We start from the raw sequence: 26,223 nt of genomic DNA on the forward strand, positions 1-26,223 counted from the left end.
AGGGTGTGGCGAGCCTGAGCCTCAGACCATCCGTTGTAGTACTCAGTTCAACCAGTTCGGATCTCAATCAGTTCGACCACCTCAGATCCGGACGGTGCCTTCCGGAGTGCCGAAGGTGGCCGCGACGATTCCCGGCATGCCGTTCGGGGCGACCCATCGCACCTCGACGTCGGTCAGCGCGTCGAGGACCGACTCCCCGAGGTACTGCGTCACGCGCGCGGGGTCGCCGGCGATCTCGAGCGAGCCGAGCGACAGTGCCGCGGGGCCCGAGCGTGACGGGTGCTGCTCGTCGGGGACCGCCCACTGGACGACGAACGGCAGCTGAGGGTCCGCCTGCGTTCCTCGTACCCCGATCTGCTTCCACTCGAGGTTGAAGCCGTCGGGGCGTCTGCGGTTGCCGGGCACCGCGTGCCGGCCCATCCGGTGCTCGACCGGCGTCATGTCGTCGACGCGGACGACCCATCCGAGCCAGCCGCCACCGAGCTCGGTCCGTGCGCGCACGGCCTGTCCGAACGGAGCCTTGTCCGACGCGGGGTGGTCGAGCGCGGCCACGACCTCGACGTATTGGTCGCCCACCAACGGCAGGATCATGTTGCGGGTGCCGAAGCGGGGGTGGTTGCCGCCGTCCAGGAACTCCGCGCCGAGAAGCGTGCCGAGCCGGTCGGTGGTCGCGGCGAGGCCGTCTGGCCCGGCGGCGAACGAGAGATGGTCCAGTCGCATGTGCGTCATTGTGACCCGCGACACATACCGCCTCGAGGGTGGGGTCAGGCCCCGGGGTCGGCGCGGTGTCGCGTACGACGGTGCTCGCCGGCAAGGTGCTCCTCGCAGAGCTTGACGAGCTGCTTGTAGCCCTTTGGGCCCATCAGAGCAGTGAGCTCGTCGGCGTTGCTCACGTAGACGGGCTCGAGGCCGACATGCGCCTCGGTGTTGGACGAGCAGTACCAGTCGAGGTCGTGACCGCCCGGCCCCCAGCCGGCCCGGGTGTACTCGCCGATCGCGACCTCCGTGTACGAGGTGCCGTCGCCGCGCTTGACCTCGCGGAACTGGCGGCGGATCGGCAGCTGCCAGCACACGTCCGGCTTGACCGCGACCGGCGACTCGCCGTGGTCGAGGGCCCACTTGTGCAGGGCGCACCCGACGCCGCCGGCGAAGCCCTCACGGTTGTGGAAGATGCACGCGCCCTCGTAAGCGCGGGTCTTGAGCTCGCCGTCCTCGTCGCGCTCGGTCCAGCCGTGCTTGCGCCCCTCCTTGCGGTGCTGCCAGTCCTCGGGGCCGAGCTTCTCGACGTACGGGGCGACCCGCTCGTAGTCCGCCTCGTCGGCGAAGTGCGCACCGAGCGTGCAGCAGCCGACGTCGGGCGCGGAGGCGTAGATCCCGCGGCACCCGTTGCCGAAGATGCAGGTCCAGCGGGACGTGAGCCAGGTGAGATCGCAGCGGAACACCTGGTCGTCGTCGGCGGGGTCCGGGAACTCTGCCCACGTACGGGGGAAGTCGAGCATCACCTCGGGCACGCCTCCACCATAGAACGGATCGCCACATGTGGTCGGTACGCTCGATGTCATGCGCATCGGAGTGCTCGACATCGGCTCGAACACGGGTCACCTGCTCGTGGTCGACGCCTATCGTGGCGCTCCGCCGTTGCCCGCGTTCACCTACAAGGAGCCGCTGCGGCTCGCGGAGCACCTCGACGACGACGGCGCTGTCGACCCGCGCGGGGTCAAGGCGCTGGTGCGGTTCGTGGACGAGGCGCGTGCCGTCGCCTCCGAGAAGGGGTGCTCGGAGGTCATCGCGTTCGCGACGTCGGCGCTGCGTGACGCGGTCAACGCCGACGCGGTGCTCGCGAAGGTCGAGTCCCAGACCGGGGTGCGCCTCGACGTGCTGCCCGGAGACGAGGAGGCGCGGCTGACGTTCCTGGCTGTACGGCGCTGGTTCGGCTGGTCGTCGGGTCGCCTGGGCGTCTTCGACATCGGCGGCGGCTCGCTCGAGATCGCGACCGGGCGCGACGAGACTCCCGACGTCTGCACCTCGCTGTCTCTGGGCGCGGGGCGGCTGACGCGCGAGTGGTTCCCTGACGGGGTCCCCAGCGACGCCCAGTACGACGCCCTGCGGCTGTTCGTCCGCCAGCAGATCGCCGACTCGGTCGGGGCACTGCGCAGGGGTGGCGGGTTCGACCACGTGGTCGCGACCAGCAAGACCTTCCGGTCGCTGGCACGGCTGTCCGGTGCCGCGCCGTCGGAGGCCGGCCCGTACGTCAAGAGGTCGCTGCGCCACGACCTCCTCGTCGCGCACCTCGAGGAGCTGCGCACCATGTCGGTGGCCGAGATCGCCGAGCAGCCGGGGGTCTCGCCGAACCGTGCCCACCAGATGGTGGCCGGTGCGATCGTCGCCGACGCGGTGATGGACCTGTTCGAGCTCCCCGAGCTCGAGATGTGTCCGTGGGCGCTGCGCGAGGGCGTCCTGCTCGAGCGCCACGACCACATGTGAGACACCGCGTAACCTGGAGCAGTGACAGACCCTGTGCCGCCTGTCTCCGTGCCGTCCGCACGGGTGACGCTCTCGACCTCGTCGGTCTATCCCGAGTCGACGGAGGTCGGCTTCGAGATCGCCAAGCGGCTCGGCTACGACGGGGTCGAGGTGATGGTCGGGACGGACGCGACGAGCGCCGACATCGACGCGATCGTCGGGTTGCAGGAGTACCACGAGATCCCCGTCCTCTCCGTCCACGCGCCGTGCCTGCTCATCACGCAGCGCGTCTGGGGGACCGACCACTGGGTCAAGCTCGAGAAGAGCGCGGAGATGGCACGTGCCTGCGGAGCCGGGCTCGTCGTCGTCCACCCACCCTTCCGCTGGCAGCGCGACTACGCGCGCGCGTTCGAGGAGGGTGTGGCCAAGCTGGAGGACAGCACGGGCGTCGTCTTCGCCGTCGAGAACATGTACCCCTGGCGCACCGGCAAGCGGGAGTTCCAGGCGTACGCCCCGGGCTGGGACCCGGTGGTGCTCGGCTACGAGCACGTGACGCTCGACGTCTCCCACTGTGCGACGTCGGGCACCGACCCGCTCGAGATGGCCTCCGACCTCGGACGTCGGTTGGCGCACGTCCACCTCGGTGACGGGACCGGCTCGGCCCGCGACGAGCACTTGGTCCCCGGACGTGGGCACCAGCCCGTCGGCGAGCTGCTCGGCCTGCTCGCCGAGCACGAGTACGCCGGCGACGTCGCCGTCGAGGTGACCACCCGCAAGGCCGCCGACCGCCTCGAGCGCGAGGCCGATCTCGCGGAGGCGCTTGCTTTCACGAGGCTCCATCTGGCCTCTGCGGTCGCCTCGCACGATCTTTGATCGATGCATTTCGGCCCGTCGCGGACCAGTTCCGGTCGTACGCTTCGCCCATGGCGGGAAGGCGGCCGGGCACACCGGACACTCGCGGCGAGATCGTCGCCGCAGCGCGAGCAGAGCTCGCGCAGCGCGGGTACGACGGTACGTCGATCCGCGCCGTGGCTCGCCGGGCCCGTGTCGACCCGGCTCTCGTCCACCACTACTTCAAGGACAAGCAGCGGCTCGTCGCTGCGGCGCTCCAGCTCCCGCACGCCATGAGCGAGGCGATGGAGCCGGTGCTCGAGGCCCCGTACGAGGAGGTCGGCCGCACCTTCGTTCGTGTCCTGCTGACCTCGTGGGACGACCCCGTCAACCGGGAGGCCGTGGTTGCTGCCGCCCGCAGCGGCCTGGGCAGCGCGGAGCAGGGCGAGCTCACCCGTGACTTCGTCCTGAAGGGGCAGATCGCCGCCTTGGTCGAGCGCCACTGCCCGGAGGCCCCGCCGCTGACGTCCGCGCTGCTGGTGTCGCAGATGGTGGGCCTGCTGACGGCACGCTACCTGCTGGCGGTCGAGCCGCTGGCCTCGATGCCGGTCGAGGAGATCGTCGAGGTGGTCGCACCGACAGTGCAGGGCTACCTGGCGCTGCGCTCGTCCGAAGGGGCCGCCGCCACATGACGGACCGGTCGCCGGCCGGACGGAACGACGCCGTGACGGTCGACGGCCTCCGTGTCGTCCGCCAGGGTCGCGAGGTCCTCGCTGACCTTTCGTGCACGGTGCCGGTGGGGACGGTGACGGGGCTGCTGGGGCCGTCGGGCTCGGGCAAGTCCACACTCATGCGATCCGTGGTGGGGGTGCAGACGGTCGACGGCGGCGAGGTCCGCGTCTTGGGCGAGCCTGCAGGGTCCCCGTCGTTGCGCGACCGCGTCGGCTACATGACGCAGAGCCCGAGCGTGTACGGAGGCATCACGGTCGCCGACAACCTGCGCTTCTTCGCGCGGGTCCTGGGGGCCCGTACGGGCGAGGTCGACCGCGTGCTCGACCTCGTCGACCTGACCCGGTACGCCAGCACGCGTGTCGACCGGCTGTCCGGCGGCGAGCGCAGTCGCGTCTCGCTCGCGGCCGCACTGCTCGGATCGCCGCGGCTGCTCGTGCTCGACGAGCCGACGGTGGGCCTCGACCCCGTGCTGCGCGTGCGGTTGTGGGACCTGTTCGCGCGCCTCGCCGCCGACGGCATCTCGTTGCTCGTCTCCAGCCACGTGATGGACGAGGCGCAGCGCTGCGACGGCCTGCTCCTGCTCCGCGACGGGGCCTTGCTCGCCCAGGGCACTCCGGCCGGTCTGCTGCGGCGTACCGGCACGTCCGACGTCGAGGCGGCGTTCCTCGCCCTCGTCGCCGAGAAAGCGGGGTGAGGCGCGATGAACGGCCGCGTCACGGCTGCCGTCACCGTGCGGGTGCTCACCCAGCTCCGCCACGACCGCCGCACGATGGCGCTGATGCTGGTGGTTCCGTGCGTCCTCATGACGCTGCTGTGGTGGGTCTACTCCGACGCCGGGGCGCTGTTCGACGGGATCGGCCCGCAGCTGCTCGGGATCTTCGGTTTCGTCGTGATGTTCCTCGTGACCTCGGTGACGACGCTGGGGGAGCGGACCTCGGGCACGTTGGAGCGCCTGTTCACGCTGCCGATGGCCAAGCTCGACTTCCTCGTCGGGTACGCCTTGGCGTTCGCGGTGGTCGCCCTGGTGCAGGGCGCGCTGGTCGCCGGGCTCTCGGTGTGGCTGCTCGGGCTCGACGTCGCCGGAGGCATGGGGCGGCTGGTCGGGGTCGCGGTGCTCTCCGGCCTGCTGGGGACGGCACTGGGCCTGGCCGTCTCGGCGTTCGCAGCGACGGAGTTCCAGGCCGTGCAGTTCATGCCCGCGTTCGTGCTACCGCAGCTGCTGGTGTGCGGGCTGCTGGTGCCGACCGACCAGCTCCCCGACGTGCTGGAGTGGGTCTCGTACGTGACCCCGCTGACGTACGCGGTGGATGCGGCGTCGCAGGTCGCGGCGCACGCCGACTGGACGAGCGACCTCACCGTCGACGTGCTCGTGCTGGTCGGATTCGTGGTTGCCGCACTGCTGCTCGGCTCGGCGACGCTGCGCCGTCGTACGCCCTGACGCCCGACCGGCACAGGCGGCCGTCCCTCTATCCTCGGATCATGAGCACAGTTGCAGTGGTCGGTGCCGGTGCGATGGGAGAGGCGATCGTCGCCGGGATGCTCGCGCGGGGGTGGCAGCCCGCCGATCTCGTGCTGGCGGTGCGACGGCCGGAGCACGCCGAGGCGCTGCGGGAGTCGTACGGCGTCGAGGTGACCGATGCCGTCACAGCGGCAGCGAAGGCCGACGTGGTGCTCGTCGGCGTCAAGCCGTACGACGTGCACGGGGTCCTCATGCAGATCGGGCCCCGCCTGCGGCCCGATGCACTGGTCGTCTCGCTCGCCGTCGGACTCACGACGGCGCATCTGGAGTCCGCCCTGCCTGAGGGGACGTCGGTCGCCCGGGTCATGCCCAACACGCCGTCGCAGATCGGCGCCGGAGTCTCCGTCATCTCGGCGGGCGCGTCCTGCGACGACGCGCAGCTGGGCGTCGTCGACGACATCATGAGCGCCGTCGGCACCGTGGTCCGGGTGCCCGAGCAGCTCCAGGACGCTGCAGGAGCGGTCTCCGGGTCCGGTCCGGCGTACGTCTTCTTGGCGATCGAGGCGCTGATCGAGGCCGGCGTCCACCTGGGGCTGCCTCGTACGACCTCGACGCAGCTCGCCATGCAGACGTTCGTCGGTGCGTCGCGACTGGCTGCCGAGACCGGTGAGCACCCCGCCGTGCTGCGCGAGCGCGTCACCTCTCCTGGGGGGACGACCGCGGCGGCGCTCGGCGAGCTCGAGGCCCGCGGGATCCGGGCTGCCTTCCTCGCCGCCACGAGGGCCGCTCGCGACCGGTCGACCGAGATCGGCGGCTGACGCGGCCGTCGGGGGACACCGACACGGAGAGACCTGCCTCACACGCCAGGGCTACGCTGGGTGGCATGGATCAGGGACCCGGGAGCGCCAGCGTCGTCTGTGACGATCGCCTGACCGGCTACAACTTCGGGCCCACGCACCCGATGGCGCCGATCCGGGTCGACCTCGCGATGGATCTGGCCACCGAGCTCGGCGTGATCGGCGACGGCCTGCAGAAGGTGGGCGCCGAAGCCGCGTCCGACGAGCTGCTGGCGACCGTGCACACGCCGCGCTACATCGAGGCGGTCCGCGCGGTGAGCGCCGACCCCTCGCGCCCCGACCCTTCGGTCGGCATCGGGACGGACGACAACCCGGCCTTCGCCGACATGCATGCCGCCAGCGCGTTGATCGTCGGCGCGTCCGTTGAGGCCGCGCGGCGGGTGTGGACCGGCGACAGCCTGCACGCACTCAACGTCTGCGGGGGCTTGCACCACGCGATGCCCGACCGGGCGAGCGGATTCTGCATCTACAACGACGTCGCGGTCGCGATCCGCTGGCTGCTCGACCACGGTGCGCAGCGGGTCGCATACGTCGACGTCGACGCCCATCACGGCGACGGCGTCCAGGCGGTCTTCTACGACGACCCCCGGGTCCTCACGGTCTCCCTGCACGAGACACCGCAGACCTTGTTCCCGGGGACGGGCCTGGCCTCCGAGATCGGGGCCGGCGACGCCGAGGGCACCTCGGTCAACGTCGCCCTGCCGCCGGGCACCTCCGACGCCGGCTGGCTGCGGGCCTTTCACGCCGTCGTCCCCCAGGTCGTCCGCGAGTTCAAGCCCGACGTGCTCGTCACCCAGCAGGGCTGCGACTCCCACATGGACGACCCGCTCGCCAACCTCATGCTCAGCGTCGACGGCCAGCGCGCGTCGTACCTCGCGCTGCACGACCTCGCCCAGGAGGTCTGCGAAGGGCGCTGGGTGGCGTACGGAGGGGGCGGCTACGCCGTCCTCGACGTCGTGCCGCGGGCCTGGGCACACCTCATGGCAATCGTCGCGGGGCGCCCGATCGACCCTGAGACCCTCACGCCGGAGGCGTGGCGGCGCCGCGTCGTGGAGATCAAGGGCGGCGGCAGCGCGCCTCTGCGGATGACCGACGGGCGCTCGACGTCGTACCGGGACTGGTCTTCGGGCTACGACCCCGCGAGCTGGCTCGACCGGCAGATCCTCGCCACCCGCAACGAGGTATTTCCGTTCTGGGGCCTCGACCCGATGCCCTGATCTTCTCTCTGCAGGCAGGGGCGTTTGGCGCTCCTGCCCGCAGTGCCCGTACCCTTGGCTGGTCTGCCCCACGCCCGGGGCATGCGTCAGATACAGAGAAGGTGAACCGTGGGTTCTGTCATCAAGAAGCGCCGCAAGCGGATGTCCAAGAAGAAGCACCGCAAGCTTCTCAAGCGCACGCGCGTCCAGCGTCGCAAGCTCGGCAAGTAGCCCTCGGCGCACCGCGATGGGCCGCGTCGTCCTGGTGACCGGCGTCGCGCGCGATCTCGGCTCGAGGCTCGCGCGCCGCCTCGTCGTCACGCCCGGCGTGGACAAGGTGGTCGGGCTGGACGTCTCGCCGCCGAGCGGCGACATGCACGGGATCAAATACGTGCGCGCCGACATCCGCACGCCCGTCGTCGGCAAGGTCCTTGCCGTCGAGGACGTCGACACCGTGGTGCACATGAACGTCGCTCCTCCGCAGCGCCAGCTCGGCTCGCGCAGTGCGGTCAAGGAGATCAACGTCATCGGCACGATGCAGCTGCTCGCCGCGTGCCAGAACTCGCGGACCGTCGAGCGGCTCGTCGTGCAGTCGTCGACGGCTGTGTACGGCACGTCGGCGCGCAACCCGGCGATGTTCACCGAGCAGATGGCGGCGCGCTCCGGCATCGCCGTCGGTTTCCCGAAGGATGCGGTCGACGTCGAGGCGTACGTCCGGGGTTTCGGGCGGCGCCGCCCCGACGTGGCCGTGTCGACCTTTCGGCTGAGCAACGTGCTCGCGGCCGACGTCTTGTCGCCGTTCGGCGAGTACCTCAAGCTGCCGGTCCTCCCGGCGATGCTGGGGTACGACCCGCGGCTGCAGTTCCTTCATCCGTACGACGCGCTCAACGTGCTGGCCCTCGCGGCGACCGGTGACGTCACGGGCAGCTACAACGTCGTCGGGCCGGGGGTGCTCACGCTGAGCCAGATGGCCCGCAGACTCGGGCGCCCGCTGCTGCGACTGCCGTCGGTCGGCTTCAACGGCGTCACCGAGCGCGTGGTGCGGCTGATGAGCTCCGACTTCACGCCCGAGCTGACGAGGTTGTTCATGTACGGCCGGGTGGTCGACGGCAGCAAGCTGGAGCGTGAGCTCCAGTACGAGGTCCTCTACTCCACTCCGCAGACCCTGGACGCGTTCGCCGAGGCGATCGATCCGGGGCTCTTCTCGGCGCTGGGAGGCGCGCGTGGCTGACGTGCCGAAGGACGACGCCCCCCTCGGGACGCGTGGACGCCCAGGGCGAGGGACGGGCAAGGCGACCCCGTCCTCGGCCGCCCGGTCGCTGGCCGGCCCCGCGAAGAAGACGGCTGCCAAGAAGACGGCTGCCAAGAAGACGGCGAAGAAGACCACCGAGGCCGCCGGTTCCCCGGTCGAACCCGAAACGCCCGCCGTCCAGATCGCGCCGAAGGTCGATGTGCCGCCGATCGGGAGCCCGGTCGAGCTCATCTCGGTGACGCCGCAGGAGATGCCGTCGCCGCCCGAGTCCCCGGAGCCGCCCGAGCCGGAGCCGGTCGCGCCACGCCTCGAGCTGATCCGCAACGACGGCGAGGACGACGACGCGGACGCGTCGACCCCCCCTACCGGCATCCCGCTCTCCGACTGGGTGAGCGCGCTGACAGAAGGGGCGCAGAGCGTTCTCGGCGAGGACTGGGAGTCCAAGGCAGCGCAGCTCCTCGCGCAACTGCGCCGACGCCTGACCGGCGACTACGAGATCGACAGCTTCGGTCTCGACCCGCAGCTGCACGCGATCGGGATGGCCGCACTCCGTCCGATCGCCGAGAAGTGGTTCCGGATCGAGGTGCGCGGCGCGGAGCGCATACCGTCCGACGGCGGTGCCCTCGTCGTCGCCAACCACTCCGGCACGATCCCGGTCGACGCCGCGATGACCACGCTCGTCGTGAACGACCACGCGCACCGTACGTTGCGGCTGCTCGGGGCCGACCTCGTCTTCACCCTCCCGTTCGTCGGTGAGCTCGCACGCAAGATGGGAGCCACCCTGGCCTGCAGCGAGGACGCTGAGCGGCTCCTCGCCGAGGGGCACATCGTCGCGGTGTGGCCCGAGGGGTTCAAGGGCGTCGGCAAGCCGTACAGCGAGCGCTACAAGCTGCAGCGCTTCGGCCGCGGCGGCTTCGTGTCGGCCGCGATGCGTGCGGGTGTGCCGATCGTCCCGGTCTCGATCGTCGGGGCCGAGGAGATCTATCCGCTCGTCGGCAACGTGCCGTCGCTGGCGCGGCTGCTCGGGCTGCCGTACATGCCGATCACGCCGTTCTTCCCGTGGCTCGGCCCGCTCGGGATGATCCCGCTGCCGAGCAAGTGGATCATCGAGTTCGGGGACCCGATCCGTACCGACGCCTACCCGCCCGAGGCGGCCGACGACCCGATGCTCGTCTTCAACGTGACCGACCAGGTGCGTGAGACGATCCAGCAGACGCTGTACGCCCTCCTCGTCGACCGCGGCCACCCCTTCATCTGACGCGGGCTAGTGGCGGCGGGCGCGGGCCGCTCCGAGGGCGGCGCCGGTGACGGCCCCCGCGACCGCGGCGCCGACGAGCCCGGCCTTCGCCGCGCGACGCCCCGTGCGGAAGTCGCGGATCATCCAGCCCTCGCGCCTCGCGTGGTCGCGCAGGTGCGCGTCGGGATTGACGGCGCAGGGGTGGCCGACGAGCGAGAGCATGGGCAGGTCGTTGAAGGAGTCGGAGTATGCCGAGCAGCGATCGAGGTCGAGGCCTTCGTCGCGGGTGAGCGCGAGGATCGCGTCCGCCTTGGCGGGGCCGTGAAGCATGTCGCCGACCAGCCGACCGGTGTAGACGCCGTCGACGGACTCCGCCACCGTGCCGAGCGCGCCGGTCAGCCCGAGGCGGCGCGCGATGATGCGGGCGATCTCGACCGGCGCCGCGGTGACCAGCCAGACGCGCTGCCCGTCGTCGAGATGCCGCTGCGCGAGCGCGCGCGTCCCCGGCCAGATCCGGCTCGCCATCGTCTCGTCGAAGATCTCGTCGCCGACCTCCTCGAGCTCGCTGACGCGGTGGCCGGCGATGAACGCCAGCGCCGACGCGCGCGCGGAGTCGACATGCTCAGGGTCTTCGACACCCGCGTAGCGAAAGTATGCCTGCTTCCAGGCGGCGCTGGCGATCTCGCGGGTCGTGAAGAACCGACGCTTGTAGAGCCCGCGGGCGAGGTGGAACAGCGACGCGCCCTGCATGATCGTGTTGTCCACGTCGAAGAACGCGGCTGCCTCGAGATCGGGGGGCACGGCCAGTGTCGACTCGACCTCGGCCGCAGCCGCAGAAGCCTCGCCGGCGAGCATCGAGCGGGCTCGCAGGTTGCGAGGCGGTCGGTACCCGTTCGCGTCCACGGCAAGAGCCTACCGATCGCGTGACCGCGGCAGGCGATCGTGGCTGTGTCAGACTCGTCGCCATGACGGTGAACGTCGCGGAGCTCGCGGGCCGGCTGGCGATGGCCGACCCTCACGGCACAGCATTCGTGGAGGGGTACGGCGCGGAGCGCGCCCTGACCTGGGCGGCCTTCGACGACCAGGTCTCGCGCGTCGCGGCGTGGTTCTCCGGGCAGGGGCTCGTTGCCGGGCAGCGTGTCGCGCTCGTGCTCGGCAACCGCCTCGAGCTGCCCGTCACGTACTTCGCCGCGCTCCGCCTCGGCCTGATCGTGGTCCCGGCGAACCCTCGTGCGCCTCGCGACGAGGTCACCGCGCTGTGCGCCACCACGGGTGTCCGGCTCGTCGTCTGCGAAGCCGAGTGGGCTGACGCGTTCGCCCGGGCCGGGCTGCCGACCGTCGTCACAGGCCACGAGGCCCCGCAGGCTCCCGTACGACCGTTCTCCGAGCTCCTCCAGGTCACGCCCGGCCCCAACGGACTCCCGCCGGCGCCGCCGGATCCCGAGACCACAGCGCTGCTGATGGCGACCTCGGGCACCTCGACCGACCAGCGCGTCGTGATCCTCAGCCATCGCGCCCTGCTGGCCAACATGGAGCAGGTCGCGGCCATCGAGCCCGCACCCGTGCGGCCCGACGACGTCGTCGTGATCATGCTTCCGCTCTTCCACGTCTTCGCGCTCAACGCCGTGCTCGGGCAGGCCGTGCGTCAGGGTGCCTGCAGCGTGCTCGTCGACCGGTTCCACGTCGAGGGGACCCTCGAGGTGCTCGTACGCCACGGGGTGACCGTGGTGCCCCTCGCCCCTCCGGTCGTCGCCGCCTGGTGCGGCCGGCCGGGCGTCCAGGCGGCGCTCGCCGGCGTCCGGCTCCTGCTCAGCGGTGCGGCGCCGATCGAGGCCGATCTCGTCGAGGAGTTCGGCGTAACCTCGGGCCATCCGCTCCAGCAGGGGTACGGCCTCACCGAAGCGGCGCCGGTCGTCACGACCACGCTCGGGCGGCCGCGCGACAAGCCCACGTCGGTCGGTGCTCCGGTCGCGGGCCTCGAGCTCCGCCTGGTCGACAAGGACGGCGCCGATGCCGAGCTCGGTGACCCGGGGGAGATCTGGCTGCGTGGCCCCAACCTGCTCAGCGGGTTCTGGCCCGACGGGTCGGGAGGGCCGCAGGACGACGGCTGGTTCGCCACCGGCGACGTCGGCATCCTCGATGCCGACGGCGATCTGATGCTCGTCGACCGTCTCCGCGATCTCGTCATCGTGTCCGGCTTCAACGTCTTCCCGCGGGAGGTGGAGGAGGTCCTCGCCGACGCGCCCGGCGTGGCGGAGGTGGCCGTCGTGGGTGTCGAGGACCGTGAAACCGGCGAGGCCGTACGGGCGTACGTGGTCGCCTCGCACCCCGATGCCGACGCCGACGAGCTCGCCGCTTCTGCGCTCGAGCACGCCCAGGGCCGCCTGGCTCGGTTCAAGGTTCCTCGTGAGATCGTGGTCGTGGACTCGCTGCCGCACACGACGACCGGCGAGATCTCCAAGAGCCGCCTTCGGGCGGCCGAGGCGCGACGAGGAGTGCTGGGGCTGCAGTGAGCACGGACCCGACAGAGAGCCGGTCAACCGACACGGCACGAGTGGTCGTCTACTCCAAGCCGGGCTGTCACCTGTGCGAGGACGCGGTCGCGCTGGTCGGCCAGGTGTGCGCCGACCTCGGGGTCACGTGGCGCGAGGTCGACATCAGCGGCGACGCCGAGCTGATGCACGTCTATGGCGAGCAGATCCCAGTGACGTTCGTCGACGGACGTCAGCACGACTTCTGGCGGGTCGACCCGACGCGCCTGCGCACGGCCCTCACCGCCTGAGCAGCGAGGACGTGACCCGTCTCACGGTGTCTGGAGCCCGTCCTCGATTTTGTTCTCACGTTCACAAGCTCTTACAGTGGAGCAGCCGGTGTTCACCGGTGTTAACCCGCCGGCAACATTCCGGACCCCCTCCCGCGGTGCCAGGAGCGATGTGAACCAGCTGCGAGCGCAGGCCAACGGCCGGCCCGTCTCGGGAATCCCTGAGGCGACGGTCGCGCGGCTCCCGGTCTATCTACGCGCACTCACCGGTCTTGGTGAGACCGGACTCCGGACGGTGTCGTCCGAACAGCTGGCCGCGGCAGCGGGAGTCAACTCGGCCAAGCTCCGCAAGGACTTGTCTTATCTGGGATCTTATGGCACCCGCGGTGTCGGCTATGACGTGGAGTACCTCCGCTACCAGATCGCGCGCGAGATCGGCGTCAACCAGGACTGGGCCGTCGTCATCATCGGCATCGGCAACCTGGGTCAGGCGCTGTCCAACTACGGCGGGTTCCGCTCACGCGGCTTCCGCATCGTCGCGCTGGTCGACGGCGACCGCAGCCGCGTCGGTGAGGTCCACGGCGACCTCCCGATCCAGCACACCGACGAGCTCGACCGTCTCGTCACCGAGCACGCATGCTCGATCGGCGTGATCGCGACCCCGGGTGACGCCGCGCAAGAGGTCGCCGACCGTCTCGTCGCCGCAGGTGTGACGAGCATCCTCAACTTCGCCCCGGCGGTCCTCGCCGTCCCCGAGGGTGTCGACGTCCGCAAGGTCGACCTGTCGATCGAGCTCCAGATCCTCGCGTACCACGAGCAGCGCAAGCGGGCCCCCGGTGTGGAGGTCGAGGCATGAGCGTCCTCGTCGTCGGCGTCTCGCACCGTAGCGCGCCGGTCTCCGTGCTGGAGCAGGTGGCTCTCGATGGTGAAGAGATCGCCAAGGTCGCCCAGGACGCGCTCGAGGCGAGCCACGTCAGCGAGTCGCTGGTCGTATCCACCTGCAACCGCGTCGAGATCTACGTCGAGGCCGAGCGCTTCCACGGGTCCGTCGAGGACATCTCCGACCTGCTCGTCGAGCGCTCGGGGCTGACCCGCAACGACCTGCTCCGCCACATCTACGTCCACTACGACGACGCTGCCGTCGCCCATCTGTTCTCCGTCGCCGCCGGGCTCGACTCGATGGTCGTCGGCGAGAGCCAGATCCTCGGCCAGGTCCGTACGGCGCTCCAGCGGGGCCAGGACGACGCGACCGTCGGTCCCGCGCTCAACGTGCTCTTCCAGCAGGCGCTGCGCATCGCCAAGCGCGGCCACGCCGAGACCGAGATCGACCGCGCAGGGCCGTCGCTCGTGGCCGCGTCCCTCGAGCTGGTCGCCAAGGCCGGCCACCGCCTGGAGGACATGCGTGTCCTCGTCGTCGGCGCCGGTGCGATGGCGTCCCTCGCTGCGGCCACTGCGGCACGACGTGGCGTGGCGAGTGTGAGCATCGCCAACCGGACCCACGCGAGCGCCGAACGGCTCGCGCTCAGCATCGGCGCCACCGCGGTGCCGTGGACGGAGCTCGACGACGCGCTGGGCGTCGCCGACCTCGTGATCTCCTGCACCGGCGCGACCGGCACGGTGATCGGCGCCGACCAGGTGCGCCGCGCGACCACGGGCCGTGCAGCCCCGTACGTGATGATCGATCTCGCGCTCCCGCGTGACCTCGACGACGACGTCGCCGGCCTGCCCGGTGTCATGGTGCTCGGTCTCGCGGCGCTGCAGGAGATGCTCGCCGACGAGAAGGGCACCGCCGACATCGATGCCGTCCGCGACATCGTCTCGAGCGAGGTGGCGGCGTTCCTTTCGGCGCGGCACGCGGCCAAGGTGACCCCGACCGTGGTGGCACTGCGGTCGATGGCGACCGGTGTCGTGGAGTCCGAGCTCGCGCGGCTCGAAGGACGTCTGCGCGACGTCGATCCCGAGGTGGTCGCCGAGCTGCGTCAGACCGTGCGCCGCGTCGCCGACAAGCTGCTCCACCAGCCGACCGTACGGATCAAGGAGATGGCCGGCCGTCCGGACGCCCTGACGTACGCGAACGCCCTTGCCGACCTCTTCGCGCTCGACCCCGCGTCGATCGAGGCCGTCAGCTCGGTCGACAAGCCGCTCTCGAGCGGAGGTGGTCAGGCATGACCCTCCGTGTCGGTACGAGGGCGAGCGCACTGGCGACGACGCAGTCGGCGCAGGTCGCCGACCGCCTCAGCGAGCTCACCGGCGTCGAGACCACGCTGGTGACGATCTCGACAGAGGGCGACCGCAACAGCAGGCCGCTGACCGACTTCGGCGGTCAGGGCGTGTTCGTGTCGGCGCTGCGCGATGCGTTGCTCGCCGGCGAGGTCGACGTCGCCGTCCACTCCCTGAAGGACCTTCCGACCGCACCCGCCGAGGGCATCGCGCTGGCTGCGGTGCCGCCGCGGGTCGATCCCCGCGACGCCGTCGTGGCGCGTGACGGTCTGACGCTCGGCGAGCTCCCGCCCGGTTCCCGGATCGGGACCGGCTCCCCGCGGCGCGCCGCCCAGCTCAACGCGCTGGGCCTCGGCGTCGAGGTGGTCGGCCTTCGCGGCAACGTCGACACGCGGATCGGCAAGGTCCGCAACGGCGAGCTGGACGCGGTCGTGCTGGCCGCCGCCGGTTTGCGTCGCCTTGGCAGGATCGAGGACGCGACCGAGCTCCTCGACCCGCTGCAAGTTCTCCCCGCACCCGGGCAGGGTGCACTGGCGTGCGAGTGCCGTGCCGACGACAGCGAGGTCGTCGCCCTGCTCGCCCACCTCGACGACGACGCGACCCGCGCCGCCGTCACCGCAGAGCGCAGCCTGCTCGCCTCCTTGGAGGCGGGATGCTCGGCCCCCGTGGGGGCGTGGGCCGAGGTCGTCGACGACGACGGCACCCCCCAGCTGTGGCTCCGCGCCTTCGTCGGAGATCCCTCCGGCGCACCGTCCATCCGACTGTCCGCGACCGGATCCGTCCAGGACCCGGTCGGGATCGGCGAACGTCTCGCTGCCGAGATGCTCGCCGAGGGCGCCGACTCGCTGATGCGAGCCGTGGCCCCATGAAGACACACCCCCGTGAGTCAGTCCCCCTGAGGCAGACGAGGAATGAGAACCGTGAGCACCTCCACCGCCACCCGTAAGCGCAAGGCGAGCGAGCCCGAGCAGGCCGCGCCTGCTGGCAGTGCTGCCGACGACGCGACGGCCCCGGACGCCGTGACGCGTCCCGTCGGCCACGTGAGCTTCGTCGGGGCAGGACCGGGGGACGCCGACCTCCTCACGCTCCGCGCGAAGGAGCTGATCGACGCCGCCGATGTCGTGATCATCGAGTCCCCGGAGCAGGCGGCACTCGTGCCCGAGGGCGCAGATGTCGTCGACGGCGGTCACGGCGAGGACGGCGGGGTGCTGACCCCGTCGGCACGCGGCCGTCTGGTCGTGAAGCACGCCAAGGGTGGCAAGAACGTCGTACGGCTCCTCGTGGGCGACCCGTTCACCTTTGCGACGGGCCCCGAAGAGGCTCAGGCCTGCAACAAGGCGAACATCTCCTTCGAGATCGTTCCCGGCGTCTCGTCGGCGTCGGCCGTCCCGGCGTACGCCGGTGTCCCGCTGACGAGCCGCTCGCACCGCGAGGTCGCCATCGTCCGCATGGGCGAGACCAAGATCGACTGGGCCCCGTACGCCGGTGACCAGACCGTCGTCATCCTCAGCGCCGTCAACACGATCAAGGACGTCGCGAACGGCCTCATGGAGGCCGGCCGTGCCCCCGAGACCCCCGTCGCGATGACGCGGGTCGGGACGACCACCGAGCAGTCGACGCTGGTCTCGACGCTCGAGAAGGTCGCTGCCGACGCCAAGGCCGCCAAGATGGCACCTCCTGCGGTCACGGTGGTCGGCGACGTCGTCAACCTGCGCGACACGCTGTCGTGGTTCGAGACCAAGCCACTGTTCGGCTGGCGCGTCCTGGTGCCCCGCACCAAGGAGCAGGCCGCGACCCTCGCCAACCGTCTGCGCAGCTATGGCGCGGTCTCCGAGGAGGTCCCCACGATCTCCGTCGAGCCCCCGCGCAACCCGCAGCAGATGGACAAGGCCGTGCGCGGCCTCGTCGAGGGCCGGTACGAGTGGGTCGCCTTCACCAGCGTGAACGCCGTCAAGGCCGTCCGCGAGAAATTCGACGAGTACGGTCTGGACGCGCGCGCGTTCTCCGGCCTCAAGGTCGCCGCGGTCGGTGAGAAGACCGCCGAGGCGATTGCCGCCTGGGGCATCCGCCCGGACCTGGTCCCCAGCGGGGAGCAGTCGGCGCGGGGTCTGCTCGAGGACTGGCCGCCGTACGACGCGCTGCTCGACCCGATCAACCGGGTCTTCCTCCCGCGTGCCGACATCGCGACGGAGGCGCTCGTCGCCGGTCTGGTCGAGCTCGGCTGGGAGGTCGACGACGTGACGGCTTACCGCACCGTGCGCGCCGCGCCGCCGCCGGCGCCGACCCGCGAGGCGATCAAGTCCGGCAAGTTCGACGCGGTGGTCTTCACCTCGAGCTCGACGGTCCGCAACCTCGTGGGCATCGCCGGCAAGCCGCACGCCACGACCGTGATCGCCTGCATCGGCCCGGCGACCGCGCAGACCGCCGAGGAGCACGGCCTGCGGGTCGACGTGGTCGCGCCGTCGCCGTCCGCGGAGGTCCTCGCCGACGCGCTCGCGGACTTCGGCGCGAAGCGTCGTCGGACGATGATCGACGCGGGTGACCCGGTCACCAAGCCGTCGCAGCGCACCAAGGGCTCGCGCCGCCGGAGCTGATGATGGTCTCGCGCGACGGCGCCTTCCCCGATGTCCGGCCCCGACGTCTCCGCACCACTGCGGCCATGCGCCGGATGGTGTCGGAGACGTCGGTGGAGCCGCGCCAGCTCGTGCTGCCGATGTTCGTCGCCGAGGGGCTCGCGCAGCCGCGGGAGATCTCGAGCATGCCGGGCGTCGTCCAGCACACGCGTGACTCGGCGCGCAAGGCCGTCGTCGAGGCGGCCGAGCTCGGTCTCGGGGGCGTCATGCTTTTCGGGGTGCCGGAGCGCAAGGACGCGACCGGCTCCGGCGCAGTCGCCGACGACGGCATCCTCAACGTCGCGATCCGTGACGTCCGCGAGGAGGTCGGCGACGCGCTGGTCGTGATGTCGGACCTGTGCCTCGACGAGTTCACGGATCATGGCCACTGCGGCGTCCTGACCGCCGACGGACGGGTGGACAACGATGCGACGCTCGCGATCTACGCCGAGATGGCGCTCGCCCAGGCGCGTGCAGGGGCTCACCTGCTGGGCCCCAGCGGCATGATGGACGGCCAGGTCGGTGTCATCCGCCGGGCGCTGGACCAGGCGGGCCTCACCGACACGGGGGTGCTGGCGTACGCGGCCAAGTACGCGTCGGCGTTCTACGGCCCCTTCCGCGAGGCGGTGTCGTCGTCGCTGGAGGGTGACCGCCGGACGTACCAGCAGGATCCGGCCAACGGCCGCGAGGCGTTGCGAGAGGTGGCCCTCGACATCGCCGAGGGCGCCGACATCGTCATGGTGAAGCCGGCGATGGGCTTCCTCGACGTGGTGGCCTCGGTCCGCGCCGCGGTCGACGTGCCCGTGGCGGCCTACAACATCTCGGGCGAGTACGCGGTGGTCGAGGCCGCCGCCGCCAAGGGCTGGATCGACCGGGATGCCGCGATCGCCGAGACCCTGCTCTCGATCCGGCGCGCGGGCGCCGACATCGTGCTGACCTACTGGGCGAGCGAGTACGCCGCCCGCCTCGCGCGCTGAGGCTCAGACAGCGGCCGACGCGGCAGCCTCGGCGGCTTCCTTGCCGTTCGCGTACGCCGTGACGTAGGCGTCGACGCACTTCTGGAGCGTCTCGCCGCTGACCCCGAGCGTCGCGCAGAACACCTGGGCGAGCTCGGTCGCCGTGGGCTCGGGGTCGGGCTGCGTCGTCGTCGTCGGCGGGTCGGTCGGGTCCGGCTCCGTCGGAGTGCTGGGCTCGGTCGGCGTCGGATCCGTGGGCGTCGTCGGGTCTGTCGGCGTCGTGGGTTCGGTGGGATCCGTCGGCGTCGTCGGATCGGTCGGATCGGTCGGGTCCGTCGGCGTGGTCGGGTCCGTGGGATCGGTCGGCTTGGTCGGCGGGTCCGTCGGTTTCGTCGGCGGAGGCGTCGGCTTGCCGGGCTGGACCGTCAGGCTGCCCTTGGGGGGCTTGACGGGCTTGGGCGGCTTGACGGTGAGCTTCACGATCGTCGGGGTCGGCTGTGAGTTGCCGGCGCCCGGGCCACCCGGGAGCGGGGAGAGCGGCGTGGGACCCAGGGGGCCCAGCGGCAGGGAGGGCGAGCCGGGGAACGGGGCGTTCGGGAGCAGACCGATCGGGTTGGCGGAGCCGTAGCCGCGCGCGATCGTCAGGACCTGGTCGGCGTACGTGGTGGAGCGGTTGTACGACATCAGCGCCGCGCGGGCGCCTGTGTCGGTGCTCAGGTCGTGGCCGCCGACACAGAGGTAGACCGCTGCGCCGAGCGCCGCGTCGTTGATGTTGTTGGGGTTGGCCTTGCCGTCACCGTCGGCGTCGACCCCGACGGAGGTCCACGTGGACGGGATGAACTGCATCGGGCCGACCGCGCGGTCCCAGACCGCGTCGCCATCCCAGGCGCCCTTGTCGGTGTCGGGGATGCGTGCGGTGTTGTTGGTGCCGTTGAGGGGGATCCCGATGATGGCGCGCGTCGTCGCGCCGGTGCTCATGACGGTGGCGCCACCGAACTGGCCGTGGTTGGACTCGACGCGGCCGATCGCGGCGAGCAGCTCCCACGAGAGCTTGCACTCGGGCTTGGTCGCGGCCATGACGCTGGCGGCCCGCTGGTAGGCGGCGAGGGCGGGCGCGGGGATGTCCGAGGGGGCCGAGACCACGGGCGGACCCGCGACCTGGCTCAGTGACTGCTGCTGGACCGGGTCCTGACCGGGCGTGACCTGGAGGTTGGGGCCGCTCACGGGGACCTCGGGGGACCCCTCGTCGTACGCGGTGTAGGCGGCGGCGTCGACCGGACCGCCCTGGCCCGGCATCGCGACGGCGGCGCCCCAGGCGCCGGCGATGAGCGCGCAGGGGAGCAGCGCTGCGGTCGTCTGCCACCAGCTGCTGCTCTTGTCGCCGCGCTCGGTGCGCTCGTCGCGTTCCGCCATTCGCCTCATCACTCCTCGTGAGCCCGATCTCGCGATGTCCCGAACATGTGTTGCCACCACGTGTTCGGAGCCCACCTTAGGGAAGTGCAGGTGATCTGGCTAACAGTCACCTCAAAATTCAGCACTTCCTCAGCCTCCACACTAGACGGGACCTCGGGTCGCTACCGGCCGTCGTTCCCACGTCCGGTCACCATCGCATCACATCTCGGGGCTGCTGGCGAGGGAAGGACCGAAATGACCACCCGATCTGGATGCTTGTCCCGGTCGGGGACAATGGCCGGGTGCCTGGCTCCGAGATCTCGCAGACCTTGTTCGACCGCGCCCGCGCCGTCTCGCCGGGCGGAGTGAACTCGCCCGTCCGCGCCTTCCGCGCCGTGGGTGGGACGCCCCGCTTCATGCGCGAGGGCAAGGGCGCCCGACTCACCGACGTCGACGGCAACTCGTACGTCGACCTTGTCGCGTCGTGGGGCCCGATGCTGCTGGGCCATGCGCACCCCGAGGTCATCGAGGCTGTGCGCGAGGCGGCGGTACGAGGCACCTCCTTCGGCACGCCCAGCGAGCCCGAGGTCGCACTCGCGGAGGAGATCGTCGCTCGGACACCGGTCGACCTCGTGCGCATGGTCTCCTCGGGGACCGAGGCGACCATGTCGGCGATCCGGCTGGCGCGCGGCTGGACCGGCCGCGACCTGATCGTGAAGTTCGCCGGCTGCTACCACGGGCACGTGGACGCGCTGCTCGTCGAGGCCGGCTCGGGCGTCGTGACGTTCGGGCTTCCGGGGACGCCGGGCATCCCCTCCGCCTCGACCGCGCAGACGCTGGTGCTGCCGTACAACGACCGCGAGGCTGTCGCTGCCGCGTTCGCCGAGCACGGCGCCCAGATCGCCTGCGTCATCACCGAGGCGGCGCCGGGCAACATGGGCGCGGTCCCGCCGCTGCCGGGGTTCAACGCATTCCTCGCCGAGACCTGCCGCACGCACGGTGCGCTCTTCGTCTCCGACGAGGTCATGACCGGGTTCCGGGTCAGCCGCAGCGGCCACTGGGGTCTCGACGGCGCTCACGAGGGTTGGGCGCCCGACCTCATGACCTTCGGCAAGGTGATGGGCGGCGGCTTCCCCGCGGCGGCGTTCGGCGGCCGCGAGGAGATCATGCGCCAGCTCGCGCCGGAGGGGCCGGTCTACCAGGCGGGCACCCTCTCCGGGAACCCTGTCGCGACGACGGCCGGGCTGACGACGCTGCGTCTGGCCACCGACGCGGTCTACGCCCACCTCGACGAGGTCTCGGGCACGATCCAGGGCCTGGCGGCCAAGGCGCTCGACGCTGCCGGCGTCCCGCACGTCGTGCAGGCCGCGGGCAACCTGTTCAGCGTCTTCCTCGGTCGTACGGAGCCGGTCGTCGACTTCGCCGACGCCCAGGCCCAGAGCCAGCCGGCGTACAAGGCGTTCTTCCACGCGATGCTCGACCACGGGGTCTACCTGCCTCCCAGTGCGTTCGAGGCGTGGTTCGTCTCCGACGCTCTGGATGCCGACGCGCTCGAGGACATCGAGCGAGCCCTGGAGCCCGCTGCACGTGCCGCTGCGGCGACAATGGCCCCATGAGCAGCAGCGACCGTACGACCGTGCACCTGATGCGGCACGGCGAGGTGCACAACCCCGCAGGCGTCCTTTACGGCCGCCTTCCCGACTACCACCTGTCCGACCTGGGCCGTCAGATGGCCGAGCGTGGGGCCGAGTACTTCGACGGTGAGGACATCACCCACCTCGTCGCCTCCCCCCTCGAGCGGGCGCAGGAGACGATGGAGCCGATCGCCAAGACGCTCGGTCTCGACGTGACGACCGATCCGCGGGTCATCGAGGCAGGCAACCAGTTCGAGGGCAGGACCTTCGGCGTGGGCGACGGCTCGCTGAAGCACCCGAGCGTCTGGTGGATGCTGCGCAACCCGAGCACGCCGTCGTGGGGCGAGCCGTACAAGCAGATCGCCGCGCGCATGCTCGAGGCGATGGCCGACGCGCGCGACGCCGCGCGCGGGCACGAGGCCGTCATCGTCTCGCACCAGCTCCCGATCTGGGTGGCTCGGCTGACCGTCGAGCGCCGCCGCTACCTGCACGACCCGCGCAAGCGCCAGTGCTCGCTGGCCAGCGTCACGTCGGTCACGTACGAGGGCGACGTGCCCGTCGCGGTCGCCTACAACGAGCCGGCCGGCGACCTGATCCCGGCCAAGCTCCGCAAGAAGTTCGTCGGAGGCGCGTGACCGTGCGCCTCGCCCGCCTCGTCGTCACCGCCGCTGCCGTGGCGCTGCTCGCCGGCTGCTCGTCGTCCACGCAGGCCGACGAGACCACGGGTGGTTTCGTCGCCGGCGACGGCTCGATCACGGCCCCGGAGGTGGGCGAGCGCAAGCCCGCTCCCGCGCTCGAGGGGGAGTCGCTCGACGGCGATCCGATCGCCCTAGAGGACTTCGCCGGCAGGACGGTCGTGGTGAACGTGTGGGGCTCGTGGTGCGCGGAGTGCCGTGTCGAGGCGCCGGCGTTCGCGGCGGTCGACGCCGAGACGGGCGACGACGTCCAGTTCCTCGGCATCAACATCCGCGACTCGCGCGCGGCGGCGAAGGCGTACGACGAGAACTTCGGCATCACCTATCCGTCGCTCTACGACCCGTCGGGCAAGACCGTGCTCGGCTTCCGCGACAGCCTGCCCTCGATGGCGGTGCCGACGACGTGGGTGATCGCCTCGGACGGCACCGTCGCCGCGCGCATGCTCGGGTCCGTGTCCGAGTCGACGCTGCGCGGGCTGATCGACGACGCGAAGGCCAGCGATGGGTGACTGGGCGTACGACACCGTGCTCTCGGGCTCGCTGCTGCTCGCGACAGGCGTCGCGCTGCTCGCGGGTCTCGTGTCGTTCTTCTCTCCGTGCGTGGTCCCGCTGCTGCCCGGCTACCTCTCGTACGTCTCCGGCATGACCGCGGCCGAGGTCGCGGCGGACGGCAAGTCCGCCCGTCAGCGCGGACGCCTGGTGCTCGGCGCGGGGCTGTTCGTGCTCGGTTTCAGCGCCGTCTTCGTCTCGTACGGGGTGCTGTTCGGGTCGGTCGGGATGCAGCTGCGCGAGTACGAGCGTCCGATCTCGATCGTCATGGGCATCATCGTGATCTTGCTCGGACTGGCCTTCATGGGGTTCGTCCCGTGGCTGCAGCGTGACGTCCGCGTCCACGCGGTGCCGTCGGTCGGCCTCGCGGTGGCGCCGTTGCTCGGCGTGCTGTTCGCGATCGGGTGGACGCCCTGCATCGGTCCTGCGCTTGGCGCGGTGCTCGGCCTCGCGTACAACGAGGGCACGGCAGGGCGCGGCGCGTTCCTCACCGCCGTCTACTGCCTGGGCCTCGGCGTGCCGTTCCTGCTGGCGGCGTTCGCGTTCAGCCGCTTCGCGCGGGCGACGGCGTGGGTGCGTCGTCACCAGCGGGCGATCTCGCTCGTCGGAGGCGGCCTGCTGGTCGTCGTCGGCGTGCTCCTTGTGACCGGGCTGTGGGGGCAGCTGATGACCGAGCTGACCTCCTGGGTCGGCAGCTTCGAACCGGTGGTGTGATGTCCGAGAAGAGTCGCGGACCGAAGGGCAGGGCCACCGCGCCCGCGCTCTCGCTCCTCGAGACCCTGCGATGGGCGTGGCGCCAGCTCACGTCGATGAAGACGGCGCTGTTCCTGCTGCTGCTGCTCGCGCTCGCCGCGGTGCCGGGGTCGATCGTGCCGCAGCGCGGTGTCGACCCGCGTGCCGTCGCGGCATACGTCGAGCGGCACCCGGACCTCGCCCCGGTGCTCGACAAGCTCGGGGCGTTCCACGTCTACACGTCGGTGTGGTTCAGCGCGATCTACCTCCTGCTCATGGTGTCGCTGATCGGCTGCATCGTGCCGCGCGTCGGTGTGTACGCCCGTGCGCTGCGGGCCCGCCCACCGAAGGCGCCCCGCAACTTCTCGCGCCTGCCCGCGTCGGCCACGTACGAGACGACGGCGGACGTGGAGAAGGTCCTCGACGACGCCGCCAAGAGCCTCGGCCTCGCCCGCAAGGACACCGTCACCGAGACGGACGAGTCCGGGACGGTCGTCGCGGGCGAGGTGCGTGCCGAGAAGGGCTACCTGCGCGAGTTCGGCAACCTGGTCTTCCACGTCAGCCTCGTCGTCGTGCTCGTCGGCGTCGCATCGATGAGCCTGCTCGGCTACCGCGGCAACGCGATCGTCGCCGAGGGCGGCGGCTACTCCAACACGCTCACGCAGTTCGACGAGTTCACCGCGGGTGGGCTGTTCGACACCGACGACCTGCCGCCGTTCTCGATGACGCTCGACGAGTTCGACTCGCGCTTCGAGCTCGAGGGGCCGCAGCGCGGGGCGCCGCGCAGTTTCATCGCGTACGGCACGGTGACTGACAAACCTGGCGAGGAGCCGCGCCCGTACGAGCTCAAGGTCAACCACCCGCTGCGCGTCGACGGCGCGTCGGTCTATCTCGTCGGGCAGGGCTACGCGCCGGTGGTCCGGGTGAAGGACGGCAAGGGGCGTGTGGTGTTCGAGGACGCGGTGCCGTTCCTGCCGTCGGACCCGACGTACACCTCCAACGGTGTCGTGAAGGTGCCGGACGCACGTCCCACGCAGCTCGGCTTCCAGGGGTTCTTCCTGCCGACCGGCGTGTCGACCGGGGATGAGGAGATCCCGATGTCGGCGCACCCGGCGGCCGCGAACCCGGTGCTCGGGCTGTTCGCCTACTACGGAGACCTCGGGCTGGACGACGGCGAGGCGCAGTCGGTCTACGTGCTCGACAAGGACGAGCTGACGCAGTTCATGGGTGACGACGACAAGCCGCTGCGCATCATCCTCACGCCCGGTGAGTCGGTGTCGCTTCCCGACGGCAAGGGCACGGTCGAGTTCGTCGAGCTGCGCCAGTTCGCGCGGTTCCAGTTCAGCGCGCAGCCCGGCGTCATGGTGCCGCTGTGGGGAGTGTCGATCGGCGCGATCGGTCTCGTGCTGTCGCTGATGATCCGTCCGCGTCGTACGTGGGTGCGTGCCCGGCGCCGCGAGGACGGCACGACGCTCGTCGAGGTCGCCGCGCTCGACCGCGTCCCGCGCAGCGACGTCGAGCAGAGCGTCGACGACCTCACGGGGCGTCTCAAGGAACGCACGGGGCATACTGGATCGAGCTACGACACGGTGTCGGAGTCAGAGGCTGCGCCGACGAGTGCTGCACCGACGAAGGCCGCCACGACAAGGGACGAAGCATGACTCTCGAGGACTACGCGAACTTCTCGAACTACGCGATCGCGTCGGCGACGGCGGTGCTCGCGCTCGCCTGGCTCGCGTCCGTCGCGCAGTGGGCGTTCGGCTCGAAGGCCGTCCGCGCGCAGCGCTCCGTGCCGGTCGCGGAGCCCGCGCTCGTTGGTGCCGGTGCCGCGAGCACCGTCGACGGCGCGACCGCCGACGGCGGTGACGCAGTCGTCGCCGAGGAGCGCAGCGACCTCGCCGGACGCATCTCGCTCTCGCTGACCGTCCTGGGCCTGGCGGTCCTGCTGGCCGGGGTCGTCACGCGCGGACTCGCCGCCGAGCGGGTGCCGTGGGGCAACATGTACGAGTTCGCGATGACGGGCATCTCCGTTGTGCTCGTCGGCTACCTCGCGATGGTCGTCTGGATGAAGATCGACTGGCTCGCGCCGCTGGTGCTCGGCTTCTCCGTGGTGATGCTCGGCCTGTCGATGACGGTGTACGTCCCGGCCGGCCCACTGGTGCCGGCGCTCGACTCGTACTGGCTCGTCATCCACGTCGCCTCCGCGATCGTCGCGGGTGCCGGGTTCCTCATCGGTGCGGGCGCGTCGATCCTCTACCTGGTGAAGTCACGAGCCGAGGCGAAGGGCGGCGCGAAGGGTTATCTCTCGCGGCTGCCGAGCGCGGCCTCGATGGACCAGCTCGCCTATCGCGTGACGGCGTTCTCGTTCCCGGTCTGGACGTTCGCCGCGCTGATCTCGGGCCCGATCTGGGCCGAGCACGCGTGGGGACGGCCCTGGGGATGGGACCCCAAGGAGGTCTGGGCGTTCATCACGTGGGTCGCGTACGCCGGCTATCTCCACGCACGCGCGACCGCGGGCTGGAAGGGCAAGGCCGCCGCGATCCTCGCGCTGGTCGCGTTCACGACGTTCATGTTCAGCTTCGTCGGGGTCAACCTGTTCTTCCCCGGCCTGCACTCGTACGCGAAGTAGCCGCGCCGCGCCGCCG

General features: G+C 71.1%; 27 protein-coding genes. 23 read left to right on the plus strand and 4 right to left on the minus strand.

Annotated elements, in window-relative coordinates; genetic code table 11:
• Positions 1–81 precede the first annotated feature (81 nt).
• Both ACFSDF_RS04565 and ACFSDF_RS04570 read right to left on the minus strand, forming a co-directional pair.
• Entirely contained in the window at positions 82–720 is a 639-nt protein-coding gene (locus ACFSDF_RS04565; protein ID WP_377156418.1) for a VOC family protein, read from the minus strand.
• 44 nt (positions 721–764) lie between these two features.
• Positions 765–1,511 (minus strand): DUF3109 family protein, encoded by a 747-nt coding sequence (locus ACFSDF_RS04570; RefSeq protein WP_377156421.1) that lies wholly within the window; start codon positions 1,509–1,511, stop codon positions 765–767.
• 49 nt (positions 1,512–1,560) lie between these two features.
• Here ACFSDF_RS04570 and ACFSDF_RS04575 point away from each other — a divergent pair, with 49 nt between their 5' ends.
• From ACFSDF_RS04575 to ACFSDF_RS04620, 10 genes are all read left to right on the plus strand, one after another.
• On the plus strand, positions 1,561–2,484 hold the full coding sequence (locus ACFSDF_RS04575) for a Ppx/GppA phosphatase family protein (RefSeq protein WP_377156423.1): 924 nt from the start codon (positions 1,561–1,563) through the stop codon (positions 2,482–2,484).
• 21 nt (positions 2,485–2,505) lie between these two features.
• Positions 2,506–3,336, plus strand: a complete 831-nt coding sequence (locus ACFSDF_RS04580; RefSeq protein WP_167006099.1) for a sugar phosphate isomerase/epimerase family protein — start codon at positions 2,506–2,508, stop codon at positions 3,334–3,336.
• Between the two features lie 50 nt (positions 3,337–3,386).
• Positions 3,387–3,986: a TetR/AcrR family transcriptional regulator gene (locus tag ACFSDF_RS04585; RefSeq protein ID WP_167251511.1), complete on the plus strand. Its 600-nt coding sequence runs from the start codon at positions 3,387–3,389 to the stop codon at positions 3,984–3,986.
• Positions 3,983–4,720, plus strand: coding sequence for an ABC transporter ATP-binding protein (locus ACFSDF_RS04590; RefSeq protein ID WP_167006093.1), 738 nt, complete (start codon positions 3,983–3,985; stop codon positions 4,718–4,720). The genes ACFSDF_RS04585 and ACFSDF_RS04590 overlap by 4 nt, the downstream gene beginning before the upstream one ends.
• 6 nt (positions 4,721–4,726) lie before the next feature.
• On the plus strand, positions 4,727–5,464 hold the full coding sequence (locus ACFSDF_RS04595) for an ABC transporter permease (protein ID WP_167251512.1): 738 nt from the start codon (positions 4,727–4,729) through the stop codon (positions 5,462–5,464).
• Positions 5,465–5,505: 41 nt separating this feature from the next.
• Positions 5,506–6,303, plus strand: a complete 798-nt coding sequence (proC, locus tag ACFSDF_RS04600) for a pyrroline-5-carboxylate reductase (protein WP_377156426.1) — start codon at positions 5,506–5,508, stop codon at positions 6,301–6,303.
• A gap of 65 nt (positions 6,304–6,368) precedes the next feature.
• Positions 6,369–7,559 (plus strand): acetoin utilization protein AcuC, encoded by a 1,191-nt coding sequence (locus ACFSDF_RS04605; RefSeq protein ID WP_377156428.1) that lies wholly within the window; start codon positions 6,369–6,371, stop codon positions 7,557–7,559.
• A gap of 108 nt (positions 7,560–7,667) precedes the next feature.
• Positions 7,668–7,769: a 30S ribosomal protein bS22 gene (locus tag ACFSDF_RS04610; RefSeq protein WP_100414870.1), complete on the plus strand. Its 102-nt coding sequence runs from the start codon at positions 7,668–7,670 to the stop codon at positions 7,767–7,769.
• A gap of 16 nt (positions 7,770–7,785) precedes the next feature.
• Positions 7,786–8,769 (plus strand): NAD-dependent epimerase/dehydratase family protein, encoded by a 984-nt coding sequence (locus ACFSDF_RS04615; RefSeq protein ID WP_167006082.1) that lies wholly within the window; start codon positions 7,786–7,788, stop codon positions 8,767–8,769.
• Positions 8,762–10,048: a lysophospholipid acyltransferase family protein gene (locus ACFSDF_RS04620; RefSeq protein WP_377156432.1), complete on the plus strand. Its 1,287-nt coding sequence runs from the start codon at positions 8,762–8,764 to the stop codon at positions 10,046–10,048. The genes ACFSDF_RS04615 and ACFSDF_RS04620 overlap by 8 nt, the downstream gene beginning before the upstream one ends.
• Before the next feature lie 6 nt (positions 10,049–10,054).
• On the opposite strand, the gene ACFSDF_RS04625 is transcribed toward ACFSDF_RS04620, so the two are convergent.
• Complete coding sequence (locus ACFSDF_RS04625; RefSeq protein WP_377156434.1) at positions 10,055–10,930, minus strand: HAD family hydrolase; 876 nt, start codon at positions 10,928–10,930, stop codon at positions 10,055–10,057.
• Positions 10,931–10,992: 62 nt separating this feature from the next.
• On the opposite strand from ACFSDF_RS04625, the gene ACFSDF_RS04630 reads away from it, so the two are divergent.
• The 7 genes from ACFSDF_RS04630 (at position 10,993) to hemB (ending at position 18,597) form a co-directional block, all read left to right on the plus strand.
• On the plus strand, positions 10,993–12,540 hold the full coding sequence (locus tag ACFSDF_RS04630; RefSeq protein ID WP_377156436.1) for an AMP-binding protein: 1,548 nt from the start codon (positions 10,993–10,995) through the stop codon (positions 12,538–12,540).
• Entirely contained in the window at positions 12,537–12,809 is a 273-nt protein-coding gene (locus ACFSDF_RS04635) for a glutaredoxin family protein (RefSeq protein WP_243843039.1), read from the plus strand. The genes ACFSDF_RS04630 and ACFSDF_RS04635 overlap by 4 nt, the downstream gene beginning before the upstream one ends.
• Positions 12,810–12,960: 151 nt before the next feature.
• A complete protein-coding gene (locus ACFSDF_RS04640; protein ID WP_167006070.1) occupies positions 12,961–13,644 on the plus strand; it encodes a redox-sensing transcriptional repressor Rex in 684 nt (227 codons plus the stop codon).
• Complete coding sequence (locus ACFSDF_RS04645) at positions 13,641–14,957, plus strand: glutamyl-tRNA reductase (RefSeq protein ID WP_167251518.1); 1,317 nt, start codon at positions 13,641–13,643, stop codon at positions 14,955–14,957. Before ACFSDF_RS04640 ends, ACFSDF_RS04645 begins: the two co-directional genes overlap by 4 nt.
• Entirely contained in the window at positions 14,954–15,877 is a 924-nt protein-coding gene (hemC, locus tag ACFSDF_RS04650) for a hydroxymethylbilane synthase (protein ID WP_377156439.1), read from the plus strand. The genes ACFSDF_RS04645 and hemC overlap by 4 nt, the downstream gene beginning before the upstream one ends.
• A 42-nt stretch (positions 15,878–15,919) precedes the next feature.
• Positions 15,920–17,602: a uroporphyrinogen-III C-methyltransferase gene (gene cobA, locus ACFSDF_RS04655; protein WP_377156441.1), complete on the plus strand. Its 1,683-nt coding sequence runs from the start codon at positions 15,920–15,922 to the stop codon at positions 17,600–17,602.
• 2 nt (positions 17,603–17,604) lie between these two features.
• The gene (gene hemB / locus ACFSDF_RS04660) at positions 17,605–18,597 is read left to right on the plus strand and encodes a porphobilinogen synthase (RefSeq protein ID WP_377156443.1); all 993 of its coding nucleotides are present in this window, start codon (positions 17,605–17,607) and stop codon (positions 18,595–18,597) included.
• A gap of 3 nt (positions 18,598–18,600) precedes the next feature.
• Here the strand turns inward: hemB and ACFSDF_RS04665 are convergent, their stop codons facing one another.
• A complete protein-coding gene (locus ACFSDF_RS04665; RefSeq protein ID WP_377156445.1) occupies positions 18,601–19,989 on the minus strand; it encodes a lytic transglycosylase domain-containing protein in 1,389 nt (462 codons plus the stop codon).
• A gap of 251 nt (positions 19,990–20,240) precedes the next feature.
• Between ACFSDF_RS04665 and hemL the strand changes: the two genes are divergently transcribed.
• Genes hemL through ccsB form a run of 6 tightly spaced genes read left to right on the plus strand, consistent with a single transcriptional unit; the run spans position 20,241 to position 26,207 of the window.
• On the plus strand, positions 20,241–21,584 hold the full coding sequence (gene hemL / locus ACFSDF_RS04670) for a glutamate-1-semialdehyde 2,1-aminomutase (protein ID WP_167251526.1): 1,344 nt from the start codon (positions 20,241–20,243) through the stop codon (positions 21,582–21,584).
• Positions 21,581–22,237: a histidine phosphatase family protein gene (locus ACFSDF_RS04675; RefSeq protein WP_167251528.1), complete on the plus strand. Its 657-nt coding sequence runs from the start codon at positions 21,581–21,583 to the stop codon at positions 22,235–22,237. Before hemL ends, ACFSDF_RS04675 begins: the two co-directional genes overlap by 4 nt.
• A complete protein-coding gene (locus ACFSDF_RS04680) occupies positions 22,234–22,806 on the plus strand; it encodes a TlpA family protein disulfide reductase (RefSeq protein WP_377156448.1) in 573 nt (190 codons plus the stop codon). Before ACFSDF_RS04675 ends, ACFSDF_RS04680 begins: the two co-directional genes overlap by 4 nt.
• A complete protein-coding gene (locus tag ACFSDF_RS04685; RefSeq protein ID WP_167006047.1) occupies positions 22,799–23,560 on the plus strand; it encodes a cytochrome c biogenesis CcdA family protein in 762 nt (253 codons plus the stop codon). Before ACFSDF_RS04680 ends, ACFSDF_RS04685 begins: the two co-directional genes overlap by 8 nt.
• A complete protein-coding gene (resB, locus tag ACFSDF_RS04690) occupies positions 23,560–25,239 on the plus strand; it encodes a cytochrome c biogenesis protein ResB (RefSeq protein WP_167251530.1) in 1,680 nt (559 codons plus the stop codon). Before ACFSDF_RS04685 ends, resB begins: the two co-directional genes overlap by 1 nt.
• A complete protein-coding gene (gene ccsB / locus ACFSDF_RS04695) occupies positions 25,236–26,207 on the plus strand; it encodes a c-type cytochrome biogenesis protein CcsB (RefSeq protein WP_167006041.1) in 972 nt (323 codons plus the stop codon). The genes resB and ccsB overlap by 4 nt, the downstream gene beginning before the upstream one ends.
• Positions 26,208–26,223: the final 16 nt, after the last annotated feature.

The organism is Mumia zhuanghuii (genome assembly GCF_042681565.1).
In the GTDB taxonomy this organism is placed as follows: Bacteria; Actinomycetota; Actinomycetes; order Propionibacteriales; family Nocardioidaceae; genus Mumia.